This window comes from Serratia sp. PL7, from assembly GCF_945957435.1.
The window spans coordinates 1-21,886 of the sequence record NZ_CAMFLB010000021.1; the positions used below are offsets into that span (position 1 = coordinate 1).

Annotated in this window: 19 protein-coding genes and 2 tRNA genes; 17 read left to right on the forward strand and 4 right to left on the reverse strand. The window is 54.4% G+C overall.

The genetic code is table 11. From position 1 onward, the window contains the following. Nucleotides 1-129 precede the first annotated feature (129 nt). Together N6G83_RS41855 and cgtA are read left to right on the forward strand one after the other, a co-directional pair. The gene (locus tag N6G83_RS41855) at nucleotides 130-1,101 is read left to right on the forward strand and encodes a DMT family transporter (protein ID WP_021807524.1); all 972 of its coding nucleotides are present in this window, start codon (nucleotides 130-132) and stop codon (nucleotides 1,099-1,101) included. 16 nt (nucleotides 1,102-1,117) lie between these two features. Next, a complete protein-coding gene (gene cgtA / locus N6G83_RS41860; protein ID WP_024529080.1) occupies nucleotides 1,118-2,290 on the forward strand; it encodes an Obg family GTPase CgtA in 1,173 nt (390 codons plus the stop codon). An 88-nt stretch (nucleotides 2,291-2,378) separates the two neighbouring features. Here the strand turns inward: cgtA and pmrB are convergent, their stop codons facing one another. Genes pmrB through dacB form a run of 3 tightly spaced genes read right to left on the reverse strand, consistent with a single transcriptional unit; the run spans nucleotide 2,379 to nucleotide 5,547 of the window. Beyond that, on the reverse strand, nucleotides 2,379-3,443 hold the full coding sequence (gene pmrB, locus N6G83_RS41865; protein ID WP_211134897.1) for a two-component system sensor histidine kinase PmrB: 1,065 nt from the start codon (nucleotides 3,441-3,443) through the stop codon (nucleotides 2,379-2,381). Then, on the reverse strand, nucleotides 3,440-4,102 hold the full coding sequence (gene pmrA / locus N6G83_RS41870; RefSeq protein ID WP_024529078.1) for a two-component system response regulator PmrA: 663 nt from the start codon (nucleotides 4,100-4,102) through the stop codon (nucleotides 3,440-3,442). Before pmrA ends, pmrB begins: the two co-directional genes overlap by 4 nt. Nucleotides 4,103-4,113: 11 nt before the next feature. Further along, a complete protein-coding gene (gene dacB / locus N6G83_RS41875) occupies nucleotides 4,114-5,547 on the reverse strand; it encodes a serine-type D-Ala-D-Ala carboxypeptidase (protein WP_059199541.1) in 1,434 nt (477 codons plus the stop codon). 304 nt (nucleotides 5,548-5,851) lie between these two features. Here dacB and greA point away from each other — a divergent pair, with 304 nt between their 5' ends. Further along, nucleotides 5,852-6,328, forward strand: coding sequence for a transcription elongation factor GreA (greA, locus tag N6G83_RS41880; RefSeq protein WP_021179044.1), 477 nt, complete (start codon nucleotides 5,852-5,854; stop codon nucleotides 6,326-6,328). A 115-nt stretch (nucleotides 6,329-6,443) separates the two neighbouring features. Here greA and yhbY read toward each other — a convergent pair whose 3' ends face one another. Then, the gene (yhbY, locus tag N6G83_RS41885) at nucleotides 6,444-6,737 is read right to left on the reverse strand and encodes a ribosome assembly RNA-binding protein YhbY (protein WP_021807520.1); all 294 of its coding nucleotides are present in this window, start codon (nucleotides 6,735-6,737) and stop codon (nucleotides 6,444-6,446) included. A 143-nt stretch (nucleotides 6,738-6,880) separates the two neighbouring features. On the opposite strand from yhbY, the gene rlmE reads away from it, so the two are divergent. The 14 genes from rlmE to pnp all read left to right on the forward strand — a co-directional run bounded on the left by rlmE (nucleotide 6,881) and on the right by pnp (nucleotide 21,775). Next, nucleotides 6,881-7,510, forward strand: a complete 630-nt coding sequence (rlmE, locus tag N6G83_RS41890; RefSeq protein ID WP_021179046.1) for a 23S rRNA (uridine(2552)-2'-O)-methyltransferase RlmE — start codon at nucleotides 6,881-6,883, stop codon at nucleotides 7,508-7,510. A gap of 56 nt (nucleotides 7,511-7,566) precedes the next feature. Further along, the gene (gene ftsH, locus N6G83_RS41895; RefSeq protein WP_211134898.1) at nucleotides 7,567-9,498 is read left to right on the forward strand and encodes an ATP-dependent zinc metalloprotease FtsH; all 1,932 of its coding nucleotides are present in this window, start codon (nucleotides 7,567-7,569) and stop codon (nucleotides 9,496-9,498) included. Between the two features lie 139 nt (nucleotides 9,499-9,637). Beyond that, nucleotides 9,638-10,471 carry a dihydropteroate synthase gene (folP, locus tag N6G83_RS41900; protein ID WP_024483367.1) on the forward strand — a complete coding sequence of 278 codons (834 nt, stop codon included), beginning with the start codon at nucleotides 9,638-9,640 and terminating at the stop codon, nucleotides 10,469-10,471. A 7-nt stretch (nucleotides 10,472-10,478) separates the two neighbouring features. Next, the gene (glmM, locus tag N6G83_RS41905; protein WP_021807518.1) at nucleotides 10,479-11,816 is read left to right on the forward strand and encodes a phosphoglucosamine mutase; all 1,338 of its coding nucleotides are present in this window, start codon (nucleotides 10,479-10,481) and stop codon (nucleotides 11,814-11,816) included. A gap of 249 nt (nucleotides 11,817-12,065) precedes the next feature. Continuing rightward, nucleotides 12,066-12,401, forward strand: coding sequence for a preprotein translocase subunit SecG (gene secG, locus N6G83_RS41910; RefSeq protein ID WP_024483369.1), 336 nt, complete (start codon nucleotides 12,066-12,068; stop codon nucleotides 12,399-12,401). Between the two features lie 69 nt (nucleotides 12,402-12,470). Continuing rightward, nucleotides 12,471-12,557, forward strand: a tRNA-Leu gene (locus tag N6G83_RS41915). A gap of 60 nt (nucleotides 12,558-12,617) precedes the next feature. Beyond that, nucleotides 12,618-12,694 (forward strand) — tRNA-Met (locus N6G83_RS41920). Nucleotides 12,695-12,911: 217 nt separating this feature from the next. Further along, nucleotides 12,912-13,364, forward strand: a complete 453-nt coding sequence (gene rimP, locus N6G83_RS41925) for a ribosome maturation factor RimP (RefSeq protein WP_024529072.1) — start codon at nucleotides 12,912-12,914, stop codon at nucleotides 13,362-13,364. Between the two features lie 21 nt (nucleotides 13,365-13,385). Continuing rightward, on the forward strand, nucleotides 13,386-14,894 hold the full coding sequence (gene nusA / locus N6G83_RS41930; protein ID WP_024483371.1) for a transcription termination factor NusA: 1,509 nt from the start codon (nucleotides 13,386-13,388) through the stop codon (nucleotides 14,892-14,894). A 23-nt stretch (nucleotides 14,895-14,917) separates the two neighbouring features. Continuing rightward, nucleotides 14,918-17,605, forward strand: a complete 2,688-nt coding sequence (infB, locus tag N6G83_RS41935) for a translation initiation factor IF-2 (RefSeq protein WP_021807516.1) — start codon at nucleotides 14,918-14,920, stop codon at nucleotides 17,603-17,605. A gap of 69 nt (nucleotides 17,606-17,674) precedes the next feature. After that, complete coding sequence (rbfA, locus tag N6G83_RS41940; protein ID WP_021179053.1) at nucleotides 17,675-18,085, forward strand: 30S ribosome-binding factor RbfA; 411 nt, start codon at nucleotides 17,675-17,677, stop codon at nucleotides 18,083-18,085. Continuing rightward, a complete protein-coding gene (truB, locus tag N6G83_RS41945; protein ID WP_021807515.1) occupies nucleotides 18,085-19,029 on the forward strand; it encodes a tRNA pseudouridine(55) synthase TruB in 945 nt (314 codons plus the stop codon). The genes rbfA and truB overlap by 1 nt, the downstream gene beginning before the upstream one ends. A 115-nt stretch (nucleotides 19,030-19,144) precedes the next feature. Continuing rightward, a complete protein-coding gene (gene rpsO / locus N6G83_RS41950) occupies nucleotides 19,145-19,414 on the forward strand; it encodes a 30S ribosomal protein S15 (RefSeq protein ID WP_010279698.1) in 270 nt (89 codons plus the stop codon). Between the two features lie 240 nt (nucleotides 19,415-19,654). Further along, on the forward strand, nucleotides 19,655-21,775 hold the full coding sequence (gene pnp / locus N6G83_RS41955; protein ID WP_065684109.1) for a polyribonucleotide nucleotidyltransferase: 2,121 nt from the start codon (nucleotides 19,655-19,657) through the stop codon (nucleotides 21,773-21,775). The last annotated feature ends 111 nt before the right edge of the window (nucleotides 21,776-21,886 follow it).

Genomic DNA, 21,886 nt, shown 5'->3' on the forward strand with positions numbered 1-21,886 from the left:
TATCAGCATCGAAGCTGAATAATTTTTCGAGCCTTACGAAATAGATGTTAAGCCCCGCAATTCGTTGCGGGGCTTTTTACATTTATAGATTGCTTGTGCCTGGCGGCACAACGCACAGACAGTGAGAAGATGGAAAAAAAACAGCAGGCTGGCGTTGGTATTTTTCTGGCGGTCACCACAGCGGTTTGCTGGGGCGCGCTGCCTATCGCAATGAAAGAAGTGCTGGAAGTGATGGAGCCGTTTACCATCGTCTGGTATCGCTTTACGATTGCCGCCATCGGCCTGGGGATGATCCTGGCAGTGCGCGGGCGTTTACCCCCGGTGAAAATGTTCCGTCAACCCCGCTGGTTGCTGTTGCTGGCGATCGCCACTGCCGGGTTGTTGGGCAACTTTGTCTTCTTCAGCTCTTCGCTGCAATATTTGAGTCCGACGGCCTCGCAGGTTATCGGCCAACTCTCGCCGGTGGGCATGATGTTCGCCAGCGTATTGATCCTGAAAGAAAGGATGCGTATCACTCAGGTGATTGGCGCTCTGATGCTGATCTGCGGGCTGATGCTGTTTTTCAACGTCAGCCTGATCGAGATCTTCACTCAGTTCACAGACTACACGCTCGGTGTGTTGTTGGGCGTGTGTGCGGCCATGGTTTGGGTGACCTATGGCGTGGCGCAGAAAGTATTACTGCGTCGATTGGCCTCACCGCAGATCCTGGTCTTGTTGTACACTTTATGTGCGATCGCGTTATTTCCGCTTGCGAAGCCAGCGGTGATTTTCCAGCTCAGTGGCTGGCAATTGGCCTGTCTGCTGTTCTGTGGTGCTAACACGCTGATTGGTTATGGTGCGCTGGCGGAAGCGATGGCGCGCTGGCAGGCGGCCCAGGTGAGTGCGTTAATCACGCTGACTCCCCTGTTTACCCTGTTGTTTTCAGATTTATTGGCGCTGGCCTGGCCACAGGTATTTACGGCCCCGGCATTGAATGTCGTTGGCTATGTAGGTGCTTTTGTGGTGGTTGCAGGCGCCATGTTTTCCGCAATTGGTCACCGTTGGTGGCCGCGACGGGCAGAAACCAACCTGGTTGCTTCTTTGAAGCGGCCCGGTGAATGAGTTACGGAGACGGTAAATGAAGTTTGTAGATGAAGCAGCGATCCTGGTCGTGGCAGGTGATGGCGGTAATGGTTGCGTCAGCTTCCGCCGCGAAAAGTACATCCCGAACGGTGGGCCAGATGGCGGTGACGGCGGTGACGGCGGTGACGTCTACCTGGTGGCAGACGAAAACCTGAATACCCTGATCGATTACCGCTTTGAAAAATCCTTCCGTGCCGAACGTGGCCAGAATGGTCAGAGCCGTGACTGTACCGGTAAACGCGGCAAAGACGTCGAAATCAAAGTTCCGGTCGGTACCCGTGTGCAGGATCAGGGCACCGGTGAGATCCTCGGTGATATGACCCGTCATCAGCAGCGTCTGATGGTGGCGAAGGGCGGTTGGCACGGCCTCGGCAACACCCGTTTCAAATCCTCGGTAAACCGTGCTCCGCGCCAAAAAACGTTGGGTACCAAGGGCGAGATGCGCGATATCCTGCTGGAGCTGCTGCTGCTGGCGGATGTGGGCATGTTGGGCCTGCCGAACGCCGGTAAGTCGACCTTCATTCGCGCGGTTTCTGCCGCCAAGCCAAAAGTGGCGGACTACCCGTTCACCACGCTGGTACCGAGCCTGGGCGTGGTACGTATGGACCATGAACAAAGCTTCGTGGTGGCGGATATTCCTGGCCTGATCGAAGGCGCACATGAAGGTGCTGGCCTGGGGATCCGTTTCCTGAAACACCTGGAGCGCTGCCGCGTGTTGCTGCACCTGGTGGACATTGCGCCAATCGACGAGTCCGATCCGATAGAGAATGCCAAGGTCATCATCAACGAGCTCAACCAGTACAGCGAGAATCTGTCACACAAGCCACGCTGGCTGGTGTTCAACAAAGTTGACCTGCTGGACGAGGAAGAGGCCGCCGAGCGCGCCAAGGCGATCGTAGAAGGTATGGGCTGGGAAGGTAAGTACTACATGATCTCCGCTGCGAACCGCGAAGGCGTTAACGCACTGTGCTGGGACGTGATGAACTTCATCAATACGCAACCTAAAGCCATGGCGATCGAAGAAAGCGCGCCAGAAAAAGTCGAGTTCATGTGGGATGATTACCACCGTGAGCAAATCGCTGAAGTGGAAGCTGAAGCGGACGACGATTGGGATGATGACTGGGATGAAGATGACGACGAAGGCGTCGAAATCGTCTACCAGAAGTAATTCTGCGCAATAAAACAAGGGCTCGGTTCAGTGAACCGGGCCCTTGCTGTTTGTTGAGGTTGCTGAAACCTCAATCGATGGTGCGACGTTAGTGATTTAAAATATTATCAGGTAACCAGCACTGTGCATCCAGGCCGTCGGCATCGGCGCGGTTTTCCAGGCGTAGACAGCCACGGTGCAACTGAACGATACGGATCACGATATTCAATCCCAGCCCGCTGCCGCCATAACGCTGATCCATCCGGCGGAAGGCCTGAGTCAACTCTCCGGCCATTTCTTGTTCGATACCCGGCCCCTCGTCGAGCACCTGCAATCGTTGCCCATCGTTCTCGGGAGTGAGCTGAACACGAATGACACTCTTCTCGGGGCCATAGCGGTGTGCATTTTCAACCAGATTACGCAGCATCAGGCGCAGCAGCACCGGATCGCCATGTGTCACCGCACTGGCTGGCAGTTGCCAGACAATCTTTTGCTCGCGCAGAGCGGCTAGCTCATCCAACTCTTCCTGCAATGGCTCAATAACGTTGGCTACCCAGTCAAACTGCTGGTAATGGCCGCTGGCGAAATCCTGCCCGGCGCGCGACAGCATCAGCAATTGCTCAACCACGTGCATCAGTTGGTCAATGCGGGCGATCAATTGTTTACTGCCCGCAACTCCCTGTTGCTCCATCAGTTCCAGATGCAGCCGGATCCCCGCCAGTGGCGTGCGTAATTCGTGGGCTGCATCGGCAGTGAACAGCCGCTCTTGCTGGATGGTATGGTCAAGGCGTGAAAAAAGCTGATTCAATGCCTTGGTGACCGCCACCATCTCCAGACTGTCGCTGGTTATCGGCAACGGCGTCAGATTGTCTGCCGAACGTTTCTCCAGCTTTTCCTGTAGTTGATTCAGCGGCCGGATAATCCAACTGATGGCCCAGAAGGAGGCCAGCAGGGTCACTATCATCATGATCAGCGAAGGGGCAAGCAGTGACGCGATCGCCTCGGCAATCTCGGTATCGACTCGCTCGTTGCGTACTTTGGCCGACAGGGTTTCATCCACCAGGAAACTGATCTGCTCCTGGCTTTCATGCCATAGCCAAAACGCGCTAATAAGCTGGGTGACCAGCAGGATCAGGGCCAACATCAGCAACAAACGACGGCGCATGCTAATCAAGATGCGGGCTCCAAACGGTAACCGATGCCACGTACGGTGCGGATACGATCTTTGCCCAATTTACGGCGCAAATTGTGCATATGCACTTCGAGGGTATTCGAGCCCAGATCGTCGTTCCAGGTATAAAGATCTTGCTGCAGTAACTCACGGTTGACGGTTTGCCCAGCCCGCATCATCAGACGCGACAGAATGGCAAACTCTTTCGGCGTGACGTCTATCGCCTGCTGTTGCAGATATACCTGCTGGCTGGACAGATTGAGCGTCAGATCGTCCTGTTGCAGTAGGTTATCGCTGTGGCCCTGATAGCGGCGGAGCAGTGCCCGTACCCGGGCTTGTAGCTCAATCAGCGCAAAGGGTTTGACCAGATAGTCATCGGCACCGGCGTCCAGGCCATCGACACGGTCTTGCAACGCGTCGCGTGCGGTGAGGATCAACACCGGGATGCTGATTTGCTGACGGCGCCACTGCCGCAGCAGGGTGGCACCGTCAATATCTGGCAGGCCGAGGTCGAGGATCACCATGCTGTACTGGCTGGTGACGATCAGGCCATTAGCCTGCGCAGCACTGGCCGCACAATCACAGGCGTAGCCTTCGTTAGACATTGCCTGCGCAACGCCTTGCTGCAATAACTCATCGTCCTCAACAATCAGTAGCTTCATGCCCTTGGGCCTCAATTGTTCTGATAGATATCCCGATACAACCGGCTTTCGAACCGCACCAGCGGCGCTCGGCGCTGTTTCTGATCTTCTGGTGGCACCGCGTAACCCGATAGATATTGGACAAAGGCAAGACGCTGACCGCTGGCCGTAGTGATAAAGCCAGCCAGGTTATAGACCCCTTGCAGCGCCCCGGTTTTGGCAGAAACCTTACCGTCGACCCCGGCTTCATGTAGGCCACCGCGATAGCGCAGCGTGCCATCATAACCGGACAGCGGCAGCATCGAGATAAAGTTGAGCTCGCTGTCGTGCTGAGCAATATATTGCAACGCCTGCATCATGGTTGCAGGTGCCAGCAGGTTGTGGCGCGACAGGCCAGAGCCGTCCACCACGATGCTGTTACCTAGGTCTACCCCGGCCTTCTGGCGCAGAACCTGGCGTACTGCATCTGCTCCCGCGCGCCAGGTACCCGGTACGCCAAAGCGTTCATGGCCGATGGTGCGAAACACGGTATCGGCAATCATGTTGTCCGACTTCTTCAGCATGATTTTCAGCAGGTCATGCAACGGTGCAGACTGCGTCTGGGCGATCACCGTGCCCGTCATGCCAGGCTGGGTTTGGCGTTTCAAATGGCCGCCAATCTGGATCCCTGACTTGACCAGCTCATCTTTCAGGATGGCACCGGCATAGCTGGCTCCGTCTTGAATGGCGAATGCCAACGGCAGTGGTTCACTGCGCTGGGTCAGGCATCCGGTCAGTGTAAAGCGGTTCAATTCGCCCGGCACCACATCCAGCTCACAATATTGTGCATCCGCAGAGCCTTTCGCCAGCGTTCTTACCTGGCTGAACATATTGACCGGGTAGAATGAGGCCACGCGAATAAACGCCATCTCACCGGGGTTAGGGGCGCTGTAAAGGGAAACCGAGAAACAGTTGCGATCGACAATCGCTGCCGCTGGCGGGGCGCTGAAACATTGAGTCATATCGTTCCAGGGCCAGCCGGGCGCTTTGTCATGGCTGGCAAATACCGAGGTATCGACCAGTACATCGCCGCTGATTTCGCGAACTCCCTGTTTTTTCAGTTCCGCCACCATATTGCGCAGATTCTGCCGCTTGAAGGTGGGATCTCCGCTGAAACGGGCGATAAGGTTGCCACGCAACACGCCATCCGTGATGTTGCCCTGACTTTCCAGTGTCGTGGTGAAGCGATAATCCGGCCCGAGCTGTAACAAAGCCGCCAGCGCGGTAAGCACCTTCTGGGTGCTGGCCGGGAGTGCCATTTGCTGTGAGTGATAGTCGATGGTTGGCGTAGTCGCGCCAATCTTCTGAACGATCAGGGCCAGGTTCGCCCCATCAGGCAAATATTGTGTGTAATCTTCAACCGGGGCCGCATGGGCATTAACAGCAAATGCGCAGGCCAATACACTGACAATTCGTGAAAAACGCATAATCTCGGGGTAACAGCTGGATAACGTGCTGTCATACTACGGTGCATCAAGGGATAAAGTAAACGATGACCCTTAAGGAACTCTAGGCTAAAATGCGTATCAAAATGCAAAATCGACGCTGACTTGGAGCAAACCTCCGAGCTCGGTTTCTTTTGTTTATCGCCTGGAGACGGAAGGCGCAACGCCTGCCGTAATTTCATACGAACACGTCAGGATGACGCTAATGCCCTGGGGATGTCGAGCTGCGCTTAGCTTGCTACACCACGGGTATATTTGAACAGGATAGATTTAGAGGTATTTAACGATGAAACAGATCCCGATGACCTTGTTTGGCGCAGAACAACTGCGTGAAGAACTAGAATATTTGAAAGGTGTGCGTCGCCCGAAAATCATTGCCGACATCGCCACCGCACGCGAACACGGTGACCTGAAAGAAAACGCCGAGTACCATGCCGCTCGTGAACAGCAGGGTTTCTGTGAAGGGCGTATCCAGGAAATCGAGGCCAAACTGTCCAATGCGCAGGTGATCGACATCACCAAAATGCCTCAGACTGGCCGCGTGATTTTTGGTGCTACCGTCTCGGTGATGAACCTGGATAGCGAAGATCAGGTGACTTACCGCATCGTGGGTGATGATGAAGCAGACTTTAAGAAAAATCTTATTTCTGTCAACTCACCGATGGCTCGTGGCCTGATTGGCAAAGAGCAGGATGATGTTGTTGTCATCAAAACCCCGGGTGGTGATGTAGAATACGAAATTCTGAAAGTGGAATATCTTTAATTTCGCCCGAGTTGGTTAAAAGTTCAGCAGGGTTTTGTAAAGAAAGGAAAAAGGCCGCAAGCGGCCTTTTATCTGAGCCCGGCGCATGGCACCGTCTCAGCAAACAGATTGCGGATTAGCGTGGCAAAGTGATCTTGCGCTCTTTCGACGGGCGGTAAAGAATAAGCGTACTGCCGATCACTTGCACATTGCAGGCACCCGTTTCACGCACAATAGCGTCGGCGATCAGGGTTTTGGTTTCGCGATCTTCGGCTGCAATTTTTACTTTGATCAGCTCGTGATGCTCCAGAGCCAGCTCAATTTCAGCCAACACCCCTTCGGTGAGACCGTTATTACCCAGCATGACCACCGGTTTTAACGGATGTGCCAGGCCTTTCAGGTGTTGTTTTTGTTTATTATTCAGATTCATTGTCTTTTTTGCTTAAGTTGGGATTGAAAACGGTACATTCTACCGCCATCTCATGTGTATCACCAAATCGGTCTGCACCGAATTGAGTTTACGTGAGAAGCGAACCTGGCATGAGACTCTTTTTAGGATAGTTGGAATACTCGATGGCAAATAAAAAGCGTTCGGCCAGTTCCAGTCGCTGGCTCCAAGAACACTTTAGCGATAAATATGTACTGCAGGCGCAGAAAAAAGGGCTGCGTTCGCGTGCCTGGTTTAAACTTGATGAAATTCAGCAAAGTGACAAACTGTTCAAGCCGGGTATGACGGTCGTTGATTTGGGGGCTGCACCGGGCGGTTGGTCGCAATATGTGGTAACCCAGATTGGTGGTAACGGGCGTATCATTGCCTGTGATATTTTGCCAATGGATCCTATCGTTGGCGTCGATTTCCTTCAGGGCGATTTTCGTGATGAACTGGTCCTCAAAGCACTGTTGGAACGTGTAGGTGATAGTAAGGTTCAGGTAGTCATGTCTGACATGGCCCCGAATATGAGCGGCACCCCGGCGGTCGATATCCCAAAATCGATGTATCTGGTGGAATTAGCACTGGAAATGTGTCGTGATGTTCTCGCACCAGGCGGTAGTTTCCTGGTGAAGGTGTTCCAGGGAGATGGTTTTGACGAGTACCTACGGGAAATTCGCTCCCTGTTTACGAAGGTTAAGATTCGTAAGCCAGACGCTTCTCGCGCACGTTCGCGTGAAGTGTACATTGTAGCGACAGGGCGGAAACTGTAGTACCCTAACGCTGTTTGTTAACACAGTTGTAATATGAGGTTAATCCCTTGAGTGACATGGCGAAAAACCTAATTCTCTGGCTAGTCATCGCGGTCGTTTTGATGTCGGTATTCCAGAGCTTTGGGCCCAGCGAGTCTAATGGCCGTAGGGTAGATTACTCTACCTTCATGACCGAACTGACCCAAGATCAGATCCGTGAAGCGCGCATTAATGGGCGTGAAATCAACGTTGTCCGTAAAGACAGCAACAAGTACACCACTTACATCCCGGTCAACGATCCGAAGTTACTGGATACGTTGTTAACCAAAAACGTGAAAGTTGTTGGTGAGCCACCGGAAGAGCCAAGTTTGCTGGCTTCTATCTTTATTTCCTGGTTCCCAATGCTGTTGTTGATTGGGGTCTGGATCTTCTTCATGCGGCAAATGCAGGGCGGCGGCGGCAAGGGCGCGATGTCCTTCGGCAAGAGCAAGGCCCGTATGCTGACGGAAGACCAGATCAAGACCACTTTTGCCGACGTTGCAGGCTGTGACGAAGCAAAAGAAGAAGTGAGTGAACTGGTAGACTACCTGCGCGAACCGAGCCGTTTCCAGAAGCTGGGCGGCAAGATCCCGAAAGGCGTGCTGATGGTTGGCCCTCCGGGTACCGGTAAAACCCTGCTGGCGAAAGCGATTGCCGGCGAGGCGAAAGTCCCGTTCTTCACCATTTCGGGTTCTGACTTCGTCGAAATGTTCGTCGGTGTGGGTGCATCCCGCGTCCGTGACATGTTCGAACAGGCCAAGAAAGCGGCACCGTGCATCATCTTTATCGATGAAATCGACGCCGTAGGCCGCCAACGTGGCGCAGGTCTGGGCGGTGGTCACGATGAACGTGAGCAAACGCTGAACCAGATGCTGGTTGAGATGGACGGCTTTGAAGGCAACGAAGGCATTATCGTCATCGCGGCAACCAACCGTCCTGACGTACTGGACCCTGCGTTACTGCGTCCAGGCCGTTTCGACCGCCAAGTGGTGGTTGGGCTGCCAGACGTGCGTGGCCGTGAGCAAATCCTGAAGGTGCACTCCCGTCGCGTGCCGTTGGCGCCAGATGTTGATGCTTCTGTGCTTGCACGTGGTACTCCGGGCTTCTCCGGTGCGGACTTGGCCAACCTGGTCAACGAAGCGGCCCTGTTCGCAGCTCGTGGCAACAAGCGCGTGGTGTCGATGGTGGAGTTCGAAAAAGCCAAGGACAAGATCATGATGGGTGCGGAACGTCGCTCCATGGTGATGACGGAAGCGCAGAAAGAATCGACCGCCTATCACGAAGCGGGCCACGCCATCATTGGCCGCCTGGTTCCTGAGCATGACCCGGTGCATAAAGTCACGATTATTCCTCGTGGCCGTGCGCTCGGCGTGACCTTCTTCCTGCCGGAAGGGGATGCGATCAGCGCCAGCCGTCAGAAGCTGGAAAGCCAAATCTCCACCTTGTACGGTGGCCGTCTGGCAGAAGAAATTATTTACGGGCCGGAAAAAGTCTCTACCGGTGCATCGAACGACATTAAAGTCGCTACCTCGATCGCCCGCAACATGGTGACCCAATGGGGCTTCTCTGAGAAGCTGGGGCCATTGCTGTATGCGGAAGAAGAGGGCGAGGTGTTCCTGGGCCGTTCCGTGGCCAAGGCGAAACACATGTCGGACGAAACCGCACGTATCATCGACCAGGAAGTCAAATCCCTGATTGAGCGCAACTACATTCGTGCACGTACGTTGCTGATGGAAAACATGGACATCCTGCATTCGATGAAAGATGCACTGATGAAATATGAAACCATCGATGCACCGCAGATCGACGACCTGATGAACCGTAAAGATGTGCGTCCGCCAGCAGGTTGGGACGACGTGGCGAAAAGCAACAACTCCGACAACGGTGGCACACCAAAAGCGCCAACGCCGGTAGATGAGCCGCGTACACCAAACCCAGGCAACACCATGTCTGAACAGCTCGACAAGTAACATCGGCTGTAGCGTAAAATAAAACCCCGGCCAGCCGGGGTTTTTTATTGCTGGCTGAAAATTGCTGCCTCTCCTTGGGTGAGAGGGGCGGGATCCACTCCAGGCAACTGAGTAGTATTGACTCCAAGGTAGATTAATCATGCAGTTAACCGTGCGCGACCAAATCCTCGATCTCAACCATCCTCGGGTGATGGGGATCCTCAACGTTACCCCAGACTCCTTCTCTGACGGCGGGCGGCATAATTCGCTGAATGATGCTCTGCTGCATGCGCATGCGCTGATTTCGGCAGGTGCAACGATGATCGATGTGGGGGGCGAGTCCACGCGCCCGGGCGCTGCCGAGGTCAGTGAAGAGGAAGAGATTGAGCGCGTTGTGCCGGTAGTGGAAGCCTTGGCGCAGCGGTTTGAGATTTTTATCTCGGTGGATACCTCAAAAGCCGGTGTGATCCGCGAATCCGCTAAAGCCGGTGCGCATCTGATCAACGACGTTCGCTCGCTGCAGGAGCCTGGTGCGTTGCAGGCAGCCGCCGAAAGCGGTCTGCCAGTGTGCCTGATGCATATGCAAGGCGAGCCGCGTACCATGCAGCAAGCACCGCATTACGATGACCTGATGGCGGACGTTAATGCGTTTTTCCAGCAGCATATTGACCGCTGTATTGCAGGCGGCATAGCAAAACAGAAATTGTTACTCGACCCAGGCTTCGGTTTCGGTAAGAATTTAGCGCATAATTATCAGCTTCTGGCCCGATTGGCGGAATTTCATCACTTTGGTTTGCCACTGTTGGTGGGGATGTCGCGTAAATCTATGATTGGGCAGCTATTGAATGTCCCACCCGAACAGCGGGTTATCGGCAGCGTGGCCTGTGCGGTGATTGCCGCGATGCAGGGGGCGCAGATAGTCAGAGTGCATGATGTCAAAGAAACCGTCGAGGCGATGCGTGTCGTCGAGGCAACACTTTCAGCTAAGGGATAGTAGAGACATGAGCGAACGCAAATACTTTGGTACCGACGGCATTCGTGGCAAAGTGGGTGACAGCCCGATAACCCCAGAGTTCGTCCTCAAGTTAGGCTGGGCGGCCGGCAAGGTATTGGCGCGCCATGGCTCCCGCAAAATCATCATCGGTAAAGATACCCGTATCTCAGGCTATATGCTGGAGTCAGCGCTGGAGGCCGGTTTAGCGGCGGCGGGGCTATCCGCTTCGTTTACCGGCCCGATGCCAACCCCCGCGGTGGCTTATCTGACCCGAACGTTCCGTGCGGAAGCCGGGATCGTGATTTCTGCCTCACATAACCCATTTTACGATAACGGCATCAAGTTCTTCTCCATCGATGGTGCCAAACTGCCTGACGATGTGGAGGAAGCGATTGAAGCGGAAATGGAAAAACCGCTGACCTGCGTCGAATCTGCCGAGTTGGGTAAAGCCAGCCGCATTGTCGATGCTGCAGGGCGCTATATCGAATTCTGTAAAGGTACCTTCCCGAGCGAACTGAGCCTGAACGGGCTGAAGATCGTGGTGGACTGCGCCAACGGTGCTACCTATCACATTGCCCCAAGCGTTTTGCGTGAGTTGGGTGCCACGGTGATCGCTATCGGTTGTGAGCCGGATGGCATGAACATCAACGAAGAGTGTGGCGCTACCGATGTACGCCAACTGCAGGCGCGCGTGCTGGAAGAGCAGGCACACGTTGGCCTGGCCTTTGATGGCGATGGCGACCGCGTGATGATGGTGGATCACCTGGGTAACAAGGTCGACGGCGATCAGATCCTCTACATCATTGCTCGTGAAGGCCTGCGCCAGGGGCAACTGCGCGGCGGTGCCGTGGGTACCCTGATGAGCAATATGGGCCTGGAGCTGGCACTGAAGCAGCTAGGCATCCCGTTTGCCCGTGCCAAAGTGGGTGACCGCTACGTACTGGAAAAACTGCAAGAGTTGGGCTGGCGCATTGGGGCGGAAAACTCCGGCCACGTGATCCTGCTGGACAAAACTACCACCGGGGACGGTATCGTCGCTGGCCTGCAAGTGTTGACGGCAATCGTGCGTAATAACATGAGCCTGCACGACCTGTGCAGCGGTATGAAATTACTGCCACAGGTCCTGGTCAACGTGCGCTTTGTCGGTGAGCATAACCCACTGGAGTCAGAGGCGGTGTTGAAGGTCGCTGAGCAGGTCGAAGCCGAATTGGCCGGTCGTGGCCGTGTGCTGCTGCGTAAGTCGGGCACTGAGCCATTGATCCGCGTGATGGTGGAAGGCGAAGATGAACAGCAGGTTATCGCGCTGGCGCACCGTATCGCCGATGCGGTCAAGCTGGCAGGTTAACACGCTGTTTTTACGCAGGTACGTTGTCAGTGCCTGCGTAATTTCCCGATCAGCCCTGTTTTTGCTGTTTTTTTCCGCAAACGCATCGGCGGTTGCAAATTGCCCTTGCGCGCTTTGATGGCTTTGGTTAGTATTCACACCCGCTTCAGTGGGCTGTTTTAGTGACACGCCACGCCTTCTTTAGTTTGGAAGCATCTGGGGTGAGAAGCATTTGGCCCGCGGTGAACCCGCAAGGATACAGGTACCACTATGTACGAAGCTCTTCTGGTAATTTTCTTGCTGATATCGATCGGGCTAGTCGCTCTGATCATGCTACAGCAAGGTAAAGGCGCTGATATGGGAGCCTCATTCGGAGCAGGTGCTTCAGGCACATTCTTCGGATCGACCGGTTCAGGCAACTTTATGACCCGCATGACGGCTGTCCTGGCGACGTTGTTCTTCGTCATCAGTCTGATCCTGGGCAACCTGAGCACCAATCAGGGCAAGAAAGGCAGCGAGTGGGAAAACCTGGGTCAGCCAGCGCAAACTGAGCAGACTAGCACTCCGGCAGCACCAGCTAAACCGGTCAGTGATATCCCGCAGTAAGCCGCTGAAAAGTTTGAACACGGTTGTTTTCGACCTCAATAGAAACAGCCGTTAGCAGTAAAAATCAGTACCGAGGTGGTGGAATTGGTAGACACGCTACCTTGAGGTGGTAGTGCCCTAACGGGCTTGTGGGTTCGAGTCCCATCCTCGGTACCAAATCCCAGAGATAACTTGCGTTTTTGCAATTATCGGCGTAATATTTGCCACGTTTTCGGACGCGGGGTGGAGCAGCCTGGTAGCTCGTCGGGCTCATAACCCGAAGGTCGTCGGTTCAAATCCGGCCCCCGCAACCACTTTCCTTTAAGTGTTTATTTTCAAATACACTTTTCGATTGAATTCCGCTTTTCTCGATCAACATTTGAAAATGGCACTTGCTAGAAAGTTGCACCGAAGCCGCTTTGCGGCAAACAGGGTCCAGTTGCATAAAGCCCCGAATTTTCGGGGTTTTTTGTTATTTGGCAACAGAATCACTGGGCTATTAGGCCCTTTTTTTATGTCTTGGGGGTGGGCTTGTCCACATTAGAGCAAAAATTAACAGAGATGCTTTCCGCACCGGTAGAGGCGTTGGGCTTTGAGCTCGTAGGCATCGAATTTATTCGGGCGCGCCAATCGACACTACGTATCTATATTGATAGTGACAACGGAATCAATGTTGATGATTGCGCTGATGTCAGCCACCAGGTCAGCGCTGTACTGGACGTCGAAGATCCGATCACGGTCGCTTACAACCTGGAAGTTTCCTCTCCTGGCCTTGAGCGCCCTATGTTTACCGCGGAACACTATCAACGTTTTCTCGGTGAAGAAGTCAGCGTTGTTCTGCGTATGGCGATACAAAACCGCCGCAAATGGCAGGGCATCATCAAGTCTGTAGAAGGCGAGATGATCACGGTTACTGTGGATGGGAAAGATGAAGTGTTCGCGCTGAGTAATATTCAGAAAGCGAACCTGGTACCCCACTTTTAAAGTTTGGATGAGGCAACTAGGATGAACAAAGAGATTCTGGCTGTTGTTGAAGCAGTTTCCAATGAAAAATCCCTACCACGTGAGAAGATTTTCGAAGCCCTGGAAACCGCTTTAGCCACCGCCACCAAGAAAAAATATGAGCAGGAAATCGAGGTCCGTGTCAGCATTGACCGTAAGACTGGCGATTTCGACACCTTCCGCCGTTGGGTTGCCGTTGATGAAGTGACCCAGCCAACGCGTGAGATCACGCTGGAAGCTGCACAGTATGAAGACCCGTCCATGGAACTGGGCGGCTATATCGAAGATCAGATCGAATCTGTGACCTTCGACCGTATCACCACTCAGACCGCGAAGCAGGTTATCGTACAGAAAGTACGTGAAGCCGAGCGCGCGATGGTGGTTGACGCCTTCCGCCAACACGAAGGTGAAATCGTCACCGGCGTGGTGAAAAAAGTGAACCGTGACAGCATTGCGCTGGATCTGGGTAGCAACGCTGAAGCGGTCATTGGCCGTGAAGATATGCTGCCACGCGAAAACTTCCGCCCGGGTGACCGCATCCGCGGTGTACTGTACGCAGTACGTCCGGAAGCGCGCGGTGCGCAACTGTTCGTTAGCCGTTCCAGCCCGGATATGCTCAAAGAGCTGTTCCGCATCGAAGTGCCGGAAATTGGCGAAGAAGTGATTGAGATTAAAGCGGCAGCCCGTGATCCTGGCTCCCGTGCAAAAATTGCCGTGAAAACCAACGACAAGCGTATCGACCCGGTCGGTGCCTGTGTTGGTATGCGCGGTGCCCGCGTCCAGGCCGTTTCGAGCGAGCTTGGCGGGGAACGTATTGATATCATCCTGTGGGATGATAACCCTGCACAGTTCGTCATTAACGCCATGGCCCCGGCAGATGTTGCCTCGATCGTGGTAGATGAAGATCGGTGCACGATGGATATCGCCGTTGAAGCCAGCAACCTGGCACAGGCGATCGGCCGTAATGGCCAAAACGTGCGTTTAGCTTCCCAACTGTTGAAACAGCATCGTGATGATGATCGCTGGGAACTGAACGTGATGACGGCGGACGATCTGCAGGCCAAGCATCAGGCCGAGGCTCATGCCGCCATTGATACCTTCACCAAGTATCTTGATATCGACGAAGATTTCGCCACCGTTCTGGTCGAAGAAGGCTTCTCTACGCTGGAAGAACTGGCTTACGTGCCAATCAAAGAGCTGCTGGAAATCGACGGTCTGGATGAAGATATGGTTGAAGCGTTGCGCGATCGCGCCAAAGCTGCATTGACCACGCTGGCCCTGGCACAGGAAGAAAGCCTGGGCGACCAAAAACCTGCTGATGATTTGCTCAACCTTCCGGGTCTTGAGCGCAGCATGGCCTTTAAACTGGCCGCGCGTGGGGTTTGTACGCTGGAAGATCTTGCCGAGCAGGGTGTTGACGATCTGGCTGATATTGAAGGGCTTAGCGATGAGCAAGCCGGCGAGCTGATTATGGCCGCACGTAATATCTGTTGGTTTGGCGACAACGCGTAATAACTGTAGCAGGAAGGAACAGCATGACGACAGATGTAACCGTAAAATCGCTGGCAGCAGAGATACAGACACCGGTTGATCGCCTGGTACAGCAATTTGCTGATGCAGGGATTAACAAGTCTGAGACCGACTCTGTGACACAGCATGAGAAAGAAACCTTACTGGCGCACCTGAACCGTGAACACGGTAGTGCGCCAAGCAAACTCACGTTGCAGCGCAAAACGCGCAGCACCTTGAATATTCCGAGCACCGGCGGTAAGAGTAAATCGGTGCAAATTGAGGTCCGCAAGAAACGCACTTATGTAAATCGCGATCCGCAGGAAGCCCAACAGGCTGAAGCGGCTGAGCAGGCACAGCGTGAAGCGGAAGAGCAGGCAAGGCGCGAAGCGGAAGAGCTAGCGAAACGCGAAGCAGAAGCTAAGCGCGCAGCCGAAGAGCAAGCCAAACGTGAGGCCGCGGAGATTGCTAAGCGTAATTCAGCGGAAAAAGAAAAAGTGACCAATCAACATACCGACGAAATGACCAAGCCAGCTCAGGCAGAAAAAGCACGCCGTGAAGCCGAAGCCGCCGAACTGAAACGTAAAGCGGAAGAAGAAGTACGCCGTAAGGTGGAAGAAGATGCCAAACGCGTAGCGGAAGAAGCGCGCCGTATGGCCGAAGAAAACGGTGAGAAGTGGGCCGAAGCCGAAGCAGCAAGCGCTGCGGTTGAAACAGCCGACTACCACGTAACCACCTCCGAGCACGCTCGTGCTGCCGAAGACGAAAACGACGCCAAAGTTGAAGGTGAGCGCCGTAGCCGTACTCGCGGTGGCAAAGCGACCAAACAGAAGAAAGGCAACAAGCTCTCCGAGTCTAAAGCAGACCGCGAAGAAGCTCGCACCATGACCCGTGGCGGTAAAGGCAAGCGTAAGCCAAGCACCCTGCAGCAGGGCTTTAACAAGCCAGCTCAGGTGGTGAACCGTGACGTGGTGATCGGCGAGACCATCACCGTTGCCGAACTTGCTAACAAGATGGCGGTAAAAGGTTCTCAGGTCATCAAAGCGATGATGAAGCTGGGCGCCATGGCCACCATCAACCAGGTCATCGACCAGGAAACCGCACAGCTGGTTGCCGAAGAGATGGGCCACAAAGTTATCCTGCGTCGTGAGAACGAGCTGGAAGAAGCGCTGATGAGCGACCGTGACACCGGCGCCGGTGCCGAGTCTCGTGCCCCAGTCGTGACCATCATGGGCCACGTTGACCATGGTAAAACCTCTCTGCTCGACTACATCCGCTCCACCAAGGTGGCGGTTGGCGAAGCAGGTGGTATTACCCAGCACATCGGTGCTTACCACGTAGAAACCGAAAACGGCATGATCACCTTCCTGGATACCCCAGGCCACGCAGCGTTTACCTCAATGCGTGCTCGTGGTGCTCAGGCGACCGATATCGTGGTTCTGGTCGTAGCAGCAGACGACGGCGTGATGCCACAAACCATCGAAGCCATTCAGCATGCTCAGGCGGCTAAAGTGCCATTGGTGGTTGCGGTTAACAAAATTGACAAACCAGAAGCCGATCCGGACCGCGTTAAGCAAGAGCTGTCTCAGTATGGCGTTATGCCAGAAGAGTGGGGCGGTGAAGCTCAGTTCGTCCACGTATCTGCGAAAGCCGGTACCGGTATCGACGAACTGTTGAATGCTATCCTGCTGCAAGCCGAAGTTCTTGAACTGAAAGCGGTTCGTAGCGGCATGGCGAGCGGTGTGGTAATCGAATCCTTCCTAGATAAAGGCCGTGGCCCAGTGGCTACCGTACTGGTACAGGAAGGGACGCTGAACAAGGGCGATATCGTCCTGTGCGGCTTCGAGTATGGCCGTGTTCGTGCGATGCGTGACGAATTGGGCCGTGAAGTGACCTCTGCGGGTCCTTCTATCCCAGTTGAGATCCTGGGCCTGTCCAGCGTTCCTGCTGCGGGTGACGAAGCGACCGTCGTGCGTGACGAGAAGAAAGCGCGTGAAGTTGCGCTGTACCGTCAAGGCAAGTTCCGCGAAGTTAAACTGGCTCGCCAGCAGAAATCTAAACTGGAGAACATGTTCGCGAACATGACCGAAGGTGAAGTTTCTGAACTGAACATCGTGCTGAAAACCGACGTACAGGGTACCTGTGAAGCGATCTCCGATTCACTGCAGAAACTCTCCACCGACGAAGTGAAGGTGAAGATTGTGGGTTCTGGCGTCGGTGGTATCACCGAAACCGACGCGACCCTGGCTGCGGCATCCAACGCCATCATCCTGGGCTTCAACGTGCGTGCGGATGCTTCTGCCCGCCGCGTGATTGAGTCAGAAAGCCTGGATCTGCGTTACTACTCCGTGATCTATAACCTGATCGACGAAGTGAAGCAGGCGATGAGCGGTATGTTGGCGCCTGAGTACAAACAGCAGATCATCGGTCTGGCTGAAGTACGTGATGTGTTCAAATCACCTAAGTTCGGCGCTGTTGCTGGCTGTATGGTGACCGAAGGCAACATCAAGCGTCACAACCCAATTCGCGTACTGCGTGACAACGTGGTTATCTATGAAGGTGAGCTGGAATCCCTGCGCCGCTTCAAAGATGACGTTAACGAAGTCCGTAACGGTATGGAATGTGGTATCGGCGTTAAGAACTACAACGACGTGCGCGTTGGCGACATGATCGAAGTGTTCGAAATCATCGAGATCCAGCGTACCATCGCTTAAGCCTCGAAAAACGCTTACATCTGTTTTAGGGGGGCCTTGTGCCCCCCGATTTGTCTGGAGGGTTTCCAAATGGCAAAAGAATTCAGCCGCGGTCAACGCGTGGCACAAGAAATGCAAAAAGAGATTGCGATGATCTTGCAGCGTGAAGTCAAAGATCCGCGTGTCGGCATGGCTACCGTTTCAGGTGTTGAAGTGTCTCGCGATCTGGCTTACGCCAAAGTTTACGTCACCTTCCTGAACGTGCTGACCGAAAACCACGATCCGGATCTGGTGACCAACGGCATTAAAGCGTTGCAGGATGCTTCTGGTTATATCCGTACGCTGCTGGGCAAAGCGATGCGCCTGCGCGTAGTGCCGGAACTGACCTTCTCTTACGATAACTCACTGGTTGAAGGCATGCGTATGTCCAACCTGGTGACCAACGTAGTGAAGAACGATGCCGAACGTCGCAATGCATCAGGCGATGAAGAGGAGGCTTAATGAGTCGCCCTCGCCGTCGCGGCCGTGACATTCACGGCGTACTGCTGCTGGACAAACCGCAGGGCTTGTCGTCTAACGATGCCCTGCAAAAAGTAAAGCGTATCTACAATGCCAACCGCGCGGGCCACACTGGCGCGCTCGATCCACTGGCAACCGGTATGCTGCCAATCTGTCTGGGTGAGGCCACCAAGTTCTCCCAGTACCTGCTCGATTCCGACAAGCGTTACCGCGTGATTGCCCGTTTGGGCCAGCGCACGGACACCTCGGATGCCGATGGTCAGATCGTGCAGGAGCGGCCGGTAAACTTCACCCAAGCGCAGCTTGATACCGCGCTGGACACCTTCAGGGGTAACATCCAGCAGGTACCGTCGATGTATTCCGCACTGAAATACCAGGGCAAAAAGCTGTATGAATATGCTCGCCAGGGTATCGAAGTCCCGCGTGAAGCACGCAGCATCACCGTGTATGAGTTGCAGTTTATCCGCTGGGAAGGGGATGAGCTTGAGCTGGAAATTCACTGCTCAAAAGGCACCTACATCCGCACCATCACGGATGACCTCGGTGAGTTGCTGGGCTGTGGCGCACACGTGATTTATCTGCGCCGCCTGCAGGTGGCGAAGTACCCGATCGCCCGCATGGTCACGTTGGAACAGCTGAATGCGTTAGTGGAGCAGGCACAGGAGCAGAGCATTGCGCCGAGCGAACTGCTCGATCCGTTGCTGATGCCGATGGATAGCCCGGCTGAAGACTTTCCTGAAGTGAACCTGTTGCCAGCGGTAGCGGGTTACGTCAAGCAAGGGCAGCCGGTGCAGGCCGCAGGGGCTCCGGCCTCAGGTCTGGTGCGCATTACCGAAGGCGAAGAACGTAAATTTATCGGCATTGGCGAGATTGCCGATGATGGCCGAGTCGCGCCGCGCCGCCTGGTTGTCGAATATTTCGACTGACCTGCCCGCCTTGCGATCGCCCTGCGCTAAGAGTAGAATGGCGCAGCTTATGCATTGGGTTGCTGAATTAGAGATCGGCGCCTGTATTTATTATCTATAATTTTGGAGTATGACAATGTCTCTAAGTGTTGAAGCTAAAGCTAAAATCGTAGCTGACTTCGGTCGTGGTACTAACGACAGCGGTTCTACCGAAGTTCAGGTTGCCCTGTTGACTGCGCAGATCAACCATCTGCAAGGCCACTTCTCAGAGCACAAAAAAGATCACCACAGCCGTCGTGGTCTGCTGCGTATGGTTTCTCAGCGTCGTAAGCTGCTGGACTACCTGAAGCGTAAAGATGTAGCACGTTACACCAGCCTGATCGAGCGTCTGGGTCTGCGTCGCTAATCGAGCAAGTTTCAGTAGAAAGGGGCCTAATTTGGCCCCTTTCTTCTAGGAAGCATAAGCAAATCAGGTTAATGTATTACTGAGGATCTTCCGTTACAGAGGTTCGCGCGGCTAATGAGAGGCTTTATCTCATGAGAGATAAGGATTGTCATTAGTCGCGAGGATGTAGTGAGAAGGTCAGTGAACCACAGGCGTGTCGAGTCGAAGAACGATTGCGCGCCACCAATTAAGGATTAAATTTTGCTGACTCCGATTATTCGCAAATTCCAGTATGGCCAACACACCGTGACGCTTGAAACCGGTATGATGGCACGTCAAGCCACTGCCGCCGTGATGGTGAGCATGGATGACACCGCAGTATTCGTCACCGTAGTAGGCCAGAAGAAAGCCAAACCAGGCCAGAGCTTCTTCCCTCTGACCGTGAACTATCAGGAGCGTACCTACGCTGCTGGCCGTATCCCGGGTAGCTTCTTCCGTCGTGAAGGCCGTCCGAGCGAAGGCGAAACCCTGACTTCCCGTCTGATCGACCGTCCGATCCGCCCACTGTTCCCAGATAGCTTCCTGAACGAAGTGCAAGTGATCGCCACCGTGGTTTCCGTGAACCCACAGGTAAACCCAGACATCGTAGCGATGATCGGTGCCTCTGCTGCCCTGAGCCTGTCCGGTATTCCGTTCAATGGCCCAATCGGTTCTGCACGCGTGGGTTACATCAACGATCAGTACGTACTGAACCCAACCACCGACGAGCTGAAAGAAAGCCGTCTGGACCTGGTGGTTGCCGGTACCGCAGGCGCAGTGCTGATGGTGGAATCCGAAGCGGACGTGCTGAGCGAAGATCAGATGCTGGGCGCAGTCGTGTTTGGCCATGACCAACAGCAAATCGTTATCGAAAACATTAACGCTCTGGTTGCCGAAGCTGGCAAGCCGAAGTGGGATTGGCAGGCACCAGCGGTTAACGAAGCGCTGCATGCGCGCGTAGCCGAGCTGGCCGAAAGCCGTCTGGGCGATGCTTACCACATCACCGAAAAACAAGAGCGTTACGCTCAGGTTGATGCGATCAAAGACAGCGTAGTGGAAACTCTGCTGGCGCAAGACGAAACTCTGGACGCGTCTGAAATTCAGGACATCCTGGGCACCGTTGAGAAAAACGTCGTACGTAGCCGTGTGCTGCGTGGCGAGCCGCGTATCGATGGCCGTGAGAAAGACATGATCCGTGGTCTGGACGTGCGCACTGGCGTTCTGCCACGTACCCACGGTTCCGCACTGTTCACCCGTGGTGAAACTCAGGCGCTGGTTACCGCCACTCTGGGTACCGCGCGTGACGCACAGAACATCGACGAGCTGATGGGCGAGAAAACCGACAGCTTCCTGTTCCACTACAACTTCCCTCCGTACTCTGTTGGTGAAACCGGCATGGTAGGTTCACCGAAGCGTCGTGAAATCGGCCATGGTCGTCTGGCAAAACGTGGCGTTTTAGCTATGATGCCTAAACCAGAAGATTTCCCGTACACCGTACGTGTGGTGTCTGAAATCACCGAATCCAACGGTTCTTCTTCAATGGCTTCCGTTTGTGGTGCTTCTCTGGCACTGATGGACGCAGGTGTGCCAATCAAGGCCGCCGTTGCGGGTATCGCAATGGGCCTGGTGAAAGAAGAAGAAAACTTTGTTGTACTGTCTGATATTCTGGGTGACGAAGATCACCTGGGCGACATGGACTTCAAAGTGGCCGGTAGCCGCGATGGTATCACCGCGCTGCAGATGGACATTAAAATTGAAGGTATCACCCGCGAAATCATGCAGGTGGCTCTGAACCAGGCCAAGGGTGCGCGTCTGCACATTCTGGGCGTGATGGAACAGGCTATCAGTACGCCGCGTGGCGATATCTCTGAGTTCGCACCACGTATTCACACCATCAAGATCAATCCAGACAAGATCAAAGATGTGATCGGTAAAGGTGGCTCAGTCATCCGTGCGTTGACCGAAGAGACTGGCACCACGATCGAAATTGAAGATGACGGTACAGTGAAGATTGCAGCAACCGATGGCGACAAAGCGAAGTTCGCTATCCGCCGCATCGAAGAGATCACCGCTGAGATCGAAGTTGGCCGTGTGTATCAGGGTAAAGTAACCCGTATCGTTGATTTTGGTGCCTTCGTGGCCATCGGCGGCGGTAAAGAAGGCCTGGTGCACATCTCTCAAATCGCCGACAAGCGCGTTGAGAAAGTGACCGACTATCTGCAGATGGGTCAGGAAGTACCGGTTAAGGTAATGGAAGTTGATCGCCAGGGCCGTGTGCGTCTGAGCATCAAAGAAGCTACAGCGCCAGAATCCGCTGCGGCTCCTGCACCAGAAGCAGAATAACTGTATCAGCAGTTTTACAGCTCCCTGCCGTTAGGGTTGGGGGCTGTCCTTATCGCGTGGGTAGGATACTCGCGTATTAGCAAGCGGAGGACAGGACGTTCATCCAATGTT